The sequence below is a fragment of the Gaoshiqia sediminis genome, assembly GCF_025907915.1.
Classification (GTDB): domain Bacteria; phylum Bacteroidota; class Bacteroidia; order Bacteroidales; family Prolixibacteraceae; genus Gaoshiqia; species Gaoshiqia sediminis.
Genome location: NZ_JAPAAF010000062.1, coordinates 1 through 11,339, shown reverse-complemented (window position 1 = coordinate 11,339; position 11,339 = coordinate 1). Strand labels below are relative to the sequence as shown.

The 11,339-nt window shown below is 47.6% G+C and carries 6 protein-coding genes and 1 pseudogene; 2 read left to right on the top strand and 5 right to left on the bottom strand.

Going from position 1 to position 11,339, the window contains the following annotated elements:
* Positions 1-230: 230 nt before the first annotated feature.
* From buk to pta, 5 genes are all read right to left on the bottom strand, one after another.
* Complete coding sequence (gene buk / locus N2K84_RS19395; RefSeq protein ID WP_282593496.1) at positions 231-1,316, bottom strand: butyrate kinase; 1,086 nt, start codon at positions 1,314-1,316, stop codon at positions 231-233.
* Positions 1,317-1,321: 5 nt separating this feature from the next.
* Positions 1,322-2,224: a bifunctional enoyl-CoA hydratase/phosphate acetyltransferase gene (locus N2K84_RS19390; RefSeq protein WP_282593495.1), complete on the bottom strand. Its 903-nt coding sequence runs from the start codon at positions 2,222-2,224 to the stop codon at positions 1,322-1,324.
* Positions 2,225-2,468: 244 nt separating this feature from the next.
* Complete coding sequence (locus N2K84_RS19385; RefSeq protein ID WP_282593494.1) at positions 2,469-3,680, bottom strand: acetate/propionate family kinase; 1,212 nt, start codon at positions 3,678-3,680, stop codon at positions 2,469-2,471.
* Positions 3,681-3,692: 12 nt separating this feature from the next.
* Positions 3,693-4,667, bottom strand: a complete 975-nt coding sequence (locus N2K84_RS19380; RefSeq protein WP_282593493.1) for a 3-hydroxyacyl-CoA dehydrogenase family protein — start codon at positions 4,665-4,667, stop codon at positions 3,693-3,695.
* A gap of 11 nt (positions 4,668-4,678) precedes the next feature.
* On the bottom strand, positions 4,679-5,683 hold the full coding sequence (gene pta / locus N2K84_RS19375) for a phosphate acetyltransferase (protein WP_282593492.1): 1,005 nt from the start codon (positions 5,681-5,683) through the stop codon (positions 4,679-4,681).
* 447 nt (positions 5,684-6,130) lie between these two features.
* Between pta and N2K84_RS19370 the strand changes: the two genes are divergently transcribed.
* Together N2K84_RS19370 and N2K84_RS19365 are read left to right on the top strand one after the other, a co-directional pair.
* Positions 6,131-9,085: an FAD-binding and (Fe-S)-binding domain-containing protein gene (locus N2K84_RS19370; RefSeq protein WP_282593491.1), complete on the top strand. Its 2,955-nt coding sequence runs from the start codon at positions 6,131-6,133 to the stop codon at positions 9,083-9,085.
* Between the two features lie 565 nt (positions 9,086-9,650).
* Positions 9,651-11,339: pseudogene (locus tag N2K84_RS19365) on the top strand (hypothetical protein); the annotation flags it as partial.

Here is an 11,339-nt window from a genome sequence, read left to right as displayed (position 1 = left end):
CCATAAACAAACCAACTACAAAATCTAAAATCTCCAAAATCCAGAAAAAGAAAGACCGTCCCAAATTTTGTTTTGAGACGGCCTCAACATGCCATAGCCACGAGGAAAATCCATATTAACTTATCCTGCACCTACCGGGAATGCCTCAGGCATTGGAAGCATTTGAGACACATGTGCATTGAAAGGGTGAACTATATTTTAAAAACGATTTCCCTGAGGAACTCCCGGTATTACAGGATCGGTCGATATTTCTTTGCTGCCACTTCACCGCGGGCCACCATCAGGGCATTTATGGCCAGGGCTTCCAGTTCGTCTTCGCCAGGATAAATATAGGAAGGCCCAATGAAAGCTGTTTTGTTGCTGATATAGTTTGTCACATATTGGTTGTGGGCCAACCCGCCTGTAAGCAAAATACCATCCACTTTTCCTTCCAGCACGACGGCCATTTCACCAATTGATTTGGCAACCTGGTAGGCCAGCGCATCCTGGATCAGGTGGGCTTTTTCGTCGCCTGACAGGGCCCGTTGCTGCACTTCCTGCGCATTGTTGGTGCCGAGGTAGGCCACAAATCCGCCTTCGCCCACCACCATTCGCCGGATGTCACCTTTGGATAGTCGTCCTTCAAAACACAGGTCGATTACCTGCCCAACCGGGAGCGATCCGCTGCGTTCGGGGCTGAAAGGGCCATCGCCGTCCAGGGCATTGTTTACATCGATCACCCGTCCGTTTACATGGGCGCCAACTGAGATGCCGCCACCCAGGTGGACTACAATCAGACGTAGCTTTTCGTAAGGAACACCGGTTTTTCGGGCATGGAGGCGGGCGGTGGCTTTCTGGTTCAGCGCGTGAAAGATAGATCGCTTCCTGAAGGCCGGATGTCCTGTAATCCGGGCAATTTCATCCAGTTCGTCCGTCACCACCGGATCGGCAATATAAGCCTTGGCGCCGGGGATTTGATTGGCAATGTAATCGGCGATCAGCGGGCCCAGGTTACTGGCATGCTGCCCGTAAACCCCTTCGCGGGCGTGGTCGAGCATGAGGTTATCAACCAGGTAAACACCCGATTCCAGCGGGTAGGTCAAGCCGCCCCGGCCGATGATGTATTTAATGCGGTCAACGTCAAACCCTTCTTCTATCAAGGCATCGATGATCAGACCTTTCCGGAAGTCGAATTGTTGGATAATGTTTTTATAGCTGGCCAACTCGTCGATGGAATGCCGAAGTACCTTGGAAAGCTTGCATTCCTCATTGAAATACACCGCAAATTTGGTGGATGTTGATCCCGGATTAATAGCTAAAATGCGAATGTCACTCATGTAATTTATTTACTCAGTAATGCGGCCAACGCAATGGAATACAGTTTTGTTTGGGTGCTGTCGCCCCTGGACGACAAAATGGCTGGTACCCGTGCCCCCATCACAACAGCGGCCTGTTCCGACCGGCACAACTTGGCACCCATCTTGTAAAACACATTTCCGGCGTCAATGTTGGGAAAAAGCAAACAATCGGCATCGCCCGCTACCGAAGAGTTGATTTTCTTGATTTCGGCCGACTCCCGGTCGAGCGCCACATCCAGCGCCATAGGGCCGTCCACCAACGCGCCGGTAATTTGTCCCCGTTCGGCCATTTTGGATAGCATGGCCGCATCGGTACAAGCCTGAATAGATGGCAGCACCTGCTCGGTAGCCGCAATGACGGCAACTTTGGGTTTGTCGATTCCCAGAACATGCGCCGTTTGGATGAGGTAATTGGCCATGGCCACTTTTTGTGAAAAATCGGGGTAGGGGATGACCGCCACGTCGCTAACAATCAAGAGTTTGTGGTAGTTCGGATTTTCAATTACCGAAACGTGGCTCAACACGCCTTTGTGGGGCAACAGGCCAAATTCTTTGTTCAGCAGGGCACGCATGTATTTATCGGTGCTGATCAGGCCTTTCATGATCAGGTCGGCTTTACCCGAGTTCACCATTTTTACAGCGGTCAGGGCAGCGTCATCCTCATTGTTGGCTTCTATAATTTCGAAGGACGAAAAATCCATGTTAAGTTGCTGGCAAACCTGTCGGATTTCGGCTCGGGGACCCGTTATAACCAGTTTTATAAAGCCCAATTCAATCGCCAGGCGGGCAGCCTCCAAACTGTGACTGTCGATGCCGTTCACCAACACCATTTTGCGTACCGGGCCTTTTTTTGCCAGTGCAATGATCTCATTCAACTGTTTAATCATAAGTTCTCCTTTTAAAGTTTACAGGCTCATCACGCCTTTGGGCATCCAAATTTCATTGAACCCTTCACCCGAATGATAAAACTACCGATAGTATGAATGAAATTTACAGAACAAATGTCAAACTAAAAAATGTTTTTAAACCGCTGAAAAACAAAACGTCCGATGCTAAAAAGCATCAGACGTTTAAATCAGGTTTAGATAACCTGTGTATAATTTCAGTTTGTCCTATTTTGGCGGCCCAAACTTATGATTTTACATTTTCACGCACAATCTTTTCCGTATCCAGCGCGATCATCATTTCTTCGTCGGTGGGAACAACCATCACGGTAATGGGCGAACCATCTTTACTGATGACTTTTTCTTTTCCACGCGAACCCCAGTTTTTATCTTCATCAATTTGGATGCCCAGGAATTCCATTTCCTTGGTAACACCGTGTCGGGTCGTGTCCGCATTTTCGCCAATACCTCCGGTAAAGATCAGAATGTCGGCCCCCCCCATGGCTGCGATGTACGAGCCGATGTATTTTTTGATCTTGTAGTCGTACATTTCCAGGGCCAGTTTGGCACGTTCGTTTCCTTCTGTCGCTGCATCTTCCACTTCACGCATGTCTGATGAAATTCCGGTCAGCCCTAAAACACCGCTGTGTTTATTAAATAAGGTGCTGGCTGTTTTCAGTCCAATTTCTTCTTTCTCCATGATATAGGTCACCGCACCCACATCGAGGTCTCCGCAGCGGGTACCCATAATCAAGCCTTCGAGCGGTGTAAAGCCCATGCTGGTGTCCACCGATTTTCCATTTTTCACGGCAGCGATCGATGCCCCGTTGCCCAGGTGGCAGGAAATAATCCGCTGCGTTTCATAGTCGCGGCCCAGGATTTCGCAGGCGCGCTTGGTCACGTAACGGTGGCTGGTACCGTGAAAGCCATAGCGGCGGATGCCGTATTTTTTATACAAGACATAAGGGATACCGTACATGTAGGCAACCGGATCCATCGTTTGGTGGAAAGCCGTATCGAAGACACCTACCTGCGGAATACCGGGGATAAGTTCTTCCATGGCGTAAATACCTTTCAGGTTTGGCGGGTTGTGTAAGGGTGCCAGGTCGGTGCATTTTACAAGTGCGTCAATCACCTCGTGTGTGATAAATTCGCTGGAACTGAAGAACTCTCCGCCATGAACCACACGGTGTCCAACCGCATCAATTTCTTCCAGGCTTTTCAGACAGCCGTATTTTTCGCTGGTCAGAATCCCCAGGATATACTCAATCCCGCCTTTATGATCCAGGATCTCACCTTCGAAAACGATCTGACGTCCATCTTCATGTTTATGTTTCAGGAATGATCCTTTCATTCCTAACTTTTCAATGCCTCCTTTGGCTACTACATGGTGGTCGGCCATGTTGAAAAGTTGGTATTTTATTGAACTGCTACCGCAGTTAAGAACAAGAATTTTCATTGGTTGTAATTTTTACTGACAGTTTTCCCCACCTTCTTTTATTTTGTTTCCGTCCTCGTCGTAACGGTAGAATCCTTTGCCGGTAAACATGCCAAGTTGTTTGGCCCTTACCAGGCGTTTGATGTAGGGAGAAGGTTTATAGCGGACATCGCCAAATTCATTATAAATATTGTCCATCCAGCGGATGATTTTATCCAGTCCCATTTTATCGGCAACTTCGAACGGACCCATGCGCATACCGAATCCGATCCGCATGGTTTCGTCGATGTTCTCAACCGAAGAGATACCTTCCATCAGAATTTCGCAGGCTTCGTTCAGCATCACGACGAACATACGCACGCTGACCAGTCCGGCCGACTCTTCAACCGGAACTACTTTCCGGTTGATCAGGCGGACAAATTTGCACACTTTTTCGTAGGCTTCATTCGAAGTGTATAAGCCTTTAACTACCTCTACAATACGTGCTTCGGGAGATGAGACAAAGAAGTGGAGGCTGACGCAGCGTTCTTTGTGTGCCAATTCGGAGGATAGTTCTGTGATGACGATGGTGGTGGAGTTGGTGGCAATGATACAATCTTTATCCACCACTTTTTCAATTTTTTTGAAGATGTTTTTCCGTTCCTTGATTTTTCCACCGCGGTCAACTGCCCGGATGGCTTCGATGACGAAATCGCAGCCTGCCAGATCTTTATAATCCAGGGTGCCTTTGATGCGCGAAAGGATAGCGCGTTTTTCGCCGGCTGTCAATCCCCAATGCTCAATGCGGTGATCCAGCACCTTGCCGATATTCCGGTAGGCTTCCCTGATTTTTTCTTCGCTTACTTCAATAAATACTACTTCGATGCCGTAAAAACTGGCCACTCGTGCCAGGTTTTGCCCGATCAGCCCGCACCCAACAATCCCTATTTTCGAAAACAGGGTGCTGGATTTAGCTTTTTTGCTTAAGCCAAATTCTTCAATGGCTTCATATATTACTTCGCTCGACATATTCCTTTAATTTAATCAAAAAGCGCAGCGGCTTGATTTGATGTAATGGCTACCATATTCACAATATCACTCACAGAGCATCCACGGGACAGGTCGTTGATGGGGGCGGCCATACCCTGGAGTACCGGGCCGATGGCTTCGGCGTTGGCCAGGCGCTGAACCAGCTTATAACCAATATTGGCGGCTTCGAGCCCGGGGAATACCAGTACGTTGGCACGTCCGGCCACTTCGCTGTCCGGCGCTTTCAGACGGGCAACTTCCGGCATCAGCGCGGCATCCAGCTGCAACTCGCCATCAATTTTCAATTGCGGGTCCAGCTCTTTGGCAATCGCCAGCGCGTTTACAACCTTGTCCACATTTGGGTGCTGGGCGCTGCCTTTGGTTGAAAAACTAAGCATGGCCACGCGGGGTTCCATTCCCACAATGGCTTTGGCGGTCTTGGCCGTGGTAACGGCAATTTCAGCCAGCTGGCGTTCGTCCGGATCGGGCATTACGGCGCAGTCGGCAAATACCAGAATGCCATCGTGACCAAAATGCGGGTCGTTCACAAACATCAGGAAAGCTCCGGAAACAACGCTAACGCCCGGCAGTGTTTTTACGAACTGAAAAGCAGGACGCAAGACATCGCCGGTAGCATTGATGGCCCCGGCTATTTCACCGTCAGCATCGCCACTCTTGATCATCATGGGGGCAAATACCAACGGATCGTTCAGCATCTCCAGGGCTTCCTCCTTGGTCAATCCTTTTGACTTTCTGATTTCTACCATGGTATCGGCATAGGCCGAACGGCGGCTGTCTGTTTTGGGGTCAATCAGCACTGCACCTGTAATGTTTACACCACATTCGCCGGCGGCCTTCATGATTTCTACCGGATTCCCCAACAAAATGATCCGGGCAATATTATCTTTTAAGATGATTTCTGTCGCACGCAATGTCCGGGGTTCACATCCTTCGGGCAATACGATGCGCTTTTGATAACTTTGTGCGTTTTTAATTACACGTTCAAGTAGTTTCATTGTATATGTTGCTAAAATTTCATTGCTACGTGGAACAGACAAGTAATTCGGTCCGGTTTATTTTTTGAATTGAAAATTATAAATCAGACAGACCTGAAAGAACTTGTCAGTTTCATCTGAAAGGTTAAGAATTCTAACTTTTGAATAAATTATTCTACGCACAAAAATAGGCAAAATATACCCTGTAAAAACCTGTTCTATGATATTTATTTGTTAATCCTGCCAATTTCAGGGCTGATGAGTGGGGTGTTTCGCCGGTATGGAATCTGACGTGTGCAATCGATTGTATGGTATTTGTACGACTTCCCGGTATCACCTACTTTTATATTAAGTTTTCTTAAATTTTTCATTTCCGAGAGAAATACGAGGGAAGAAAATCCTGACGAATAGCGAAATCATTCATTTTAGACGGAAGTCGGGCGTCAATATTTCACCTCAAATGGATAAATGGCTATTTTTGTTTGCACCACCAGTAAAACCGTTATGAAAGCAACCGATCCGTTTTTTGCCCTGAAACAGCAGTTGGAAGGGGATGTTTTTACCGACAATGTACAGCGTGTGCTGTATGCCACCGATGCTTCGTCGTATCGCGAAATGCCACAGGCGGTTTGTCGTCCGAAGTCGAAGGAAGACATTCGGACAATTATTGCTTTTGCCCGGGAAAACAATACTTCGGTGATCCCCAGGGCAGCGGGTACTTCGCTTGCCGGCCAGGTTGTCGGGGCGGGGATTGTGGTTGATATTTCCAAATACATGAACAGGATTCTTGCTTTCGATGCAGCTGCCAGGTGGGTGGAGGTGGAACCCGGTGTCAACCTGGCGGAGCTAAACCTGTTTTTGGCGCCGCACGGATTGCAGTTCGGGCCGGAAACTTCGACGGCCAACCGCTGTTGCATTGGCGGCATGGTGGGTAATAACTCGTGCGGGCTGCACTCGCTGATTTACGGTAGCGCCCGCGACCACTTGCTGGAGGCAGAATGTCTGATGGCCGACGGATCAGAAATTACCTTTAAGGCAATGACTACAGCCGAATTTCGGAGAAGGTGCCAGGGCGATCCTGAATTGCTGGAAACAAGAATTTACCGGAATCTGGAAGAAATGTTATCCGACCCGGAAAACCAAAAACAGATCCGGGCCGAGTTTCCCGACCCGAAAGTAAAACGGCGGAATAACGGTTACGCGATCGATGTTTTGCTGGAAACCGATCCGTTTACCGGGAACGGCGAGTCGCTGAATGTGTGCAAATTACTGGCCGGGAGCGAAGGTACGCTGGCCTTTTCAACGAGGTTAAAGCTCAATTTGATACCGCTTCCTCCAACATTCAAAGGATTGGTTTGTGCACATTTCTCAAGTTTGGAAGAAGCCTATCAGGGAAACCTTATCGCCCTGAAGCGTCAACCGGGAGCTGTTGAATTGATGGATGACATCATCATGAACTGTACGAAAGAAAATATCGAACAGCGTAAAAACCGGTTTTTCATTCAGGGAGATCCCAAAGCCATGCTGATGATTGAGTTTGCCTGCGAGACGGAACCGGAATTATTACAGGTAGCGGCAGCATTGGAAAGAGATTTTCGTGAGGCAAAACTGGGCTATCACTTCCCATTGGTGCAGGGGGCCGAAAATATAAAAAAAGTATGGGCCCTGCGAACTGCCGGATTGGGCGTATTGTCAAACATTCCGGGTGACAAACGAAGCACTACCGTTATTGAAGATACCTCTGTCGCCCCGGAATATCTTGCTGGGTATATGGCCGATTTTGATCAGGTCCTGGAAAAATACGGATTAAGTTGTGTGAAATATGCCCACATTGCTACCGGCGAAATCCATCTTCGTCCGTTGCTCAACCTGAAAGACGAAGCAGATGTGGAATTGTACCATACCATTGCCAAGGAGATTGCGGTGCTGGTGAAGAAATACCGGGGCTCGCTCAGTGGCGAACATGGTGATGGCCGGTTGCGTGGCGAATTCATCCCGTTTATGTTGGGCGACCACAATTACCAGCTGATAAAGAAACTAAAACAGACATGGGATCCGGACAATATCCTGAATCCCGGAAAAATTATAGATACGCCTCCGATTACCGAAAACCTGCGTTATCTGGTCGGTGAACCTCGTCTGATAAACACGGCATTCGATTTTTCGGAACAGGATGGCTTTCTTCGTGCCGTCGAAATGTGTAACGGTTCGGCCGACTGCCGCAAGAGTTCCATCATCGGCGGTACCATGTGCCCTACCTTTATGGCCACGAAAGACGAGGACAAGTCCACCCGCGGGCGGGCCAATTTATTACGCGAATTTCTAACGCGCTCGCCAAAAGCAAATCCGTTTGATCATGAAGAGATCTTTCAGGTGCTGGAGCTTTGTATCTCCTGCAAAGCCTGTAAATCCGAATGCCCTTCAAATGTGGACATGGCCAAACTGAAAGCCGAATTTTTGCAGCATTATTACGAGATACATGGCATCCCGATGCGTGCCCGGTTGATTGCCTGTTTGCCGCAATTATACCAAATGGGCCGAATCGTCCGCCCGCTGACCAATTGGATGACCGGAACGGTTGCATTCAAAAAAATGATTGGGTTCGCCGAAGAACGATCAATCCCAAAATTGTCGAGGCTGAGTTTGCGCCAGTGGTACCGGAATCCCCGCAAATACATGGATGGCAGCAAGCGAAAAGTTTATCTGTTTGCCGATGAGTTTACCGATCAGAATGAAAGCGATTTGGGTGTCAAAGCTATTCTGCTGTTGCGCAAATTAGGCTACGAAGTGGTCATCCCCAAACATCGCGAAAGCGGACGTACCTATTTGTCGAAAGGATTGGTCAAAACTGCCAAAAAAATAGCTGCTGAGAATATTCTTCAGCTTCATCCGCTTATTTCAGAAATGACTCCCTTGGTGGGCATTGAACCCTCAGCTATTCTTGCTTTCCGGGACGAATATCCTGATTTGGCGGAAGGGCCGTTGAAAGAAAAAGCCTGTCAACTGGCTGCCCACGCCCTGATGATCGACGAATTTATTGCCTCCGAGTTTGAGAAGGGGAATATTTCAACTACACTTTTTACAACTTCGTCCAAACAAATAAAACTGCACGGACATTGCCAGCAAAAGGCCGTAGCATCAACTACGCCAACCAAAAAGATGCTTGAAATACCTGTCAATTACCGGGTAACTGAAATTGCCAGTGGTTGTTGTGGTATGGCTGGTTCATTTGGGTATGAAAAAGAACATTACGAATTGAGCCGGAAGATAGGGGAGATGGTTCTCTTCCCGGCTGTCCGGCAAGCAGGTGACGATGAAATTATCACTGCTCCCGGCACCTCCTGCCGTCATCATATCAACGACGGCACCGGTCGAAAAGTGCTTCACCCGGTTGAAGTGTTGTATGAGGCATTGCTTGGATAAACCCGCGAACGTTACGGTAAAATAGTTTATTTTTCAGGCTATTCACACACTTTCATTTCTTACCTCCCTACTCTGGTCCGGATTGATGTAAGCTGAATTTGGGCTTGATTGTTTCGATCATTCAAATGCTGTCTTTGATAATTGAAAACTGTCATTTGTTCGTTTCAGGTCGGATATTTTGCAGTTTACAATAAAATGATGATGCAAGTGCATTGTGTCAGGTTGAAAATTGTCATAACTTTTTTTTCCGGGATTCAGCGATTCGGTTTCTTCAAAAACCTCCCGGAGACACGGACCTTTATGCGGGCAAAACAGGACAGGTTGAAATTATTGCGGGCCCGGGCATACATTTCTCTTTTGGCCGGAAACTTTAACCTAAGCGGGTTAACCGGATGCTTGGCAGATTATCAATAAACTGCTCGTTTGTTCTGTATCGTTAATTTTTGATTTTTAAAACCTTCCATGACATTCTTGGTGACCATGAGAGGCCCTTGGCCGTTCGTAACCAGTTAGCCTCTTTCTCTGGAAACATTTCAAGACTAAAAACAACCCAAAAATCATATTTATGAAAGTTAAAGTTTTACCTCAGCTGAAATCAGCGTTCAAACTTACCCTGCTGGTCATTTCTATGATGATTGCTGCCGGGTCTGTTTGGGCACAACAAGTGACTATTGTTACCGACAAGGATGATTATTGGCCTGGAGAATGGGTGATCATCACTGGTTCGGGATGGACCCAGGATGAAAGCGTAAAAATAACGCTTACTCACATCGAACCCAATATTCCAGACCATGAACATGAGCCCTGGTACCTCACTCCCGATAGTGAGGGCAATCTGTACGACGAATGGTTCGTATTCGACGAAGAGCTGGGAACGGCTTTTCATTTAACTGCCCTGGGAATGACCACCGGCTGGTTTGCCGAAACGTTTTTTACAGATGCTTATCAAACACAAATTGTCAATATCGGGCCTTCTGAAGGTATTTGTGGCGATGAAATTAGCGTCACGGCTCAGTTGCAATATAAAGTAACAGGCAGTGGCCCATGGCTGAATGCGGCAGGAGAGACCTTAGTATTTACGCTTGGTGCAAGCACGACAACAGCAAGTACAGATGCAAATGGCGTAGCCACTGCAATAATGACGATTCCTCAAACTGTTCCCACTGTGATAGAGGTTGACTTTGCCGGTTCAGGTAGTGGAAGTACAGCACTGCAAAAAAAGGAGAATGTAACTAATTCTATCACGGTAATAACTGCTGTTGCAAATGCAGGTCCAATTACAGGAGAAAATGCAATTTGTGTAAATGAAACAGGAATCTCCTATTCAATAGAACCGGTTTCCGGGGCACTAACATACACATGGACGGTTCCGGCCGGTGCAATCATTGCCAGTGGCCAGGGAACAACCTCAATTACGGTTGATTTTGGAGAAACTTCCGGAAATGTTTCTGCTAAACCGTTAAATGGTTGTGGCGAAGGGAACCCATCTTTCAAGGCTGTGACGGTAAATCCTCTGCCAAACAATGTTTCAGGTGGTTTTGTCGGTAATACAATTTGTGTTGGCGAAGCAGGTCAGCTAACGTTTGATGCTATTAATTCTACATTCGCTGCCCCTTACACCATAGAATACACGGATGGCGTCACAACCTGGAGCCAACTGATAGAAAGTGCTTCAGTTGTTACTTTTGACGTTGCTGTGCCGCCGGTCGAAACAACCAGTTATCAATTGGTTTCTATTTCGAATGGAAATGGCTGTGTTCGCACATCTGGCATTATGGATGCAACAGCTCAAATTACGGTAAGGCCATTGCCTGTTTGCTCTATAGCTGGTATCGATGATCCGGTTTGTCCGTCATCATCAACTATTTTTGAAGCACCAATTGCGTTGGCAACTTACAGTTGGTCAGTCACCGGAGATGCAAGCATCAACGGCGCTATTAACCAACAAGCAGTGACAATCATTTCCGGAAGCTCAAATAATAGTTCATACACGGTAAATTTGACCGTCACTACTTCCTATGGATGCAGTTCGACTTGTGAAAAGACAGTTTTGGTGGTTGACGACATCGACCCGACGGCCCTTGCCCAGAACGTGACCATTTACCTGGATGCTGACGGCAATGCCTCCACCACAGCCGAAGCCGTTAACAACGGTTCAGCCGACAACTGCGGGATCCAGTCCCTTGCTTTGGATATCGAAGCATTCACTTGTGCCCATGTGGGACAGAACAATGTGGTGCTGACCGTGACCGAT

What these genes read in the sequence shown, in the direction of transcription:
- N2K84_RS19385 (WP_282593494.1), bottom strand. Translation starts at nt 3,680, where the DNA reads ATGAAAATTCTTGTTCTTAACTGCGGTAGCAGTTCAATAAAATACCAA.
- pta (WP_282593492.1), bottom strand. Translation starts at nt 5,683, where the DNA reads ATGAAACTACTTGAACGTGTAATTAAAAACGCACAAAGTTATCAAAAG.
- buk (WP_282593496.1), bottom strand. Translation starts at nt 1,316, where the DNA reads ATGAGTGACATTCGCATTTTAGCTATTAATCCGGGATCAACATCCACC.
- N2K84_RS19390 (WP_282593495.1), bottom strand. Translation starts at nt 2,224, where the DNA reads ATGATTAAACAGTTGAATGAGATCATTGCACTGGCAAAAAAAGGCCCG.
- N2K84_RS19380 (WP_282593493.1), bottom strand. Translation starts at nt 4,667, where the DNA reads ATGTCGAGCGAAGTAATATATGAAGCCATTGAAGAATTTGGCTTAAGC.
- N2K84_RS19370 (WP_282593491.1), top strand. Translation starts at nt 6,131, where the DNA reads ATGGCTATTTTTGTTTGCACCACCAGTAAAACCGTTATGAAAGCAACC.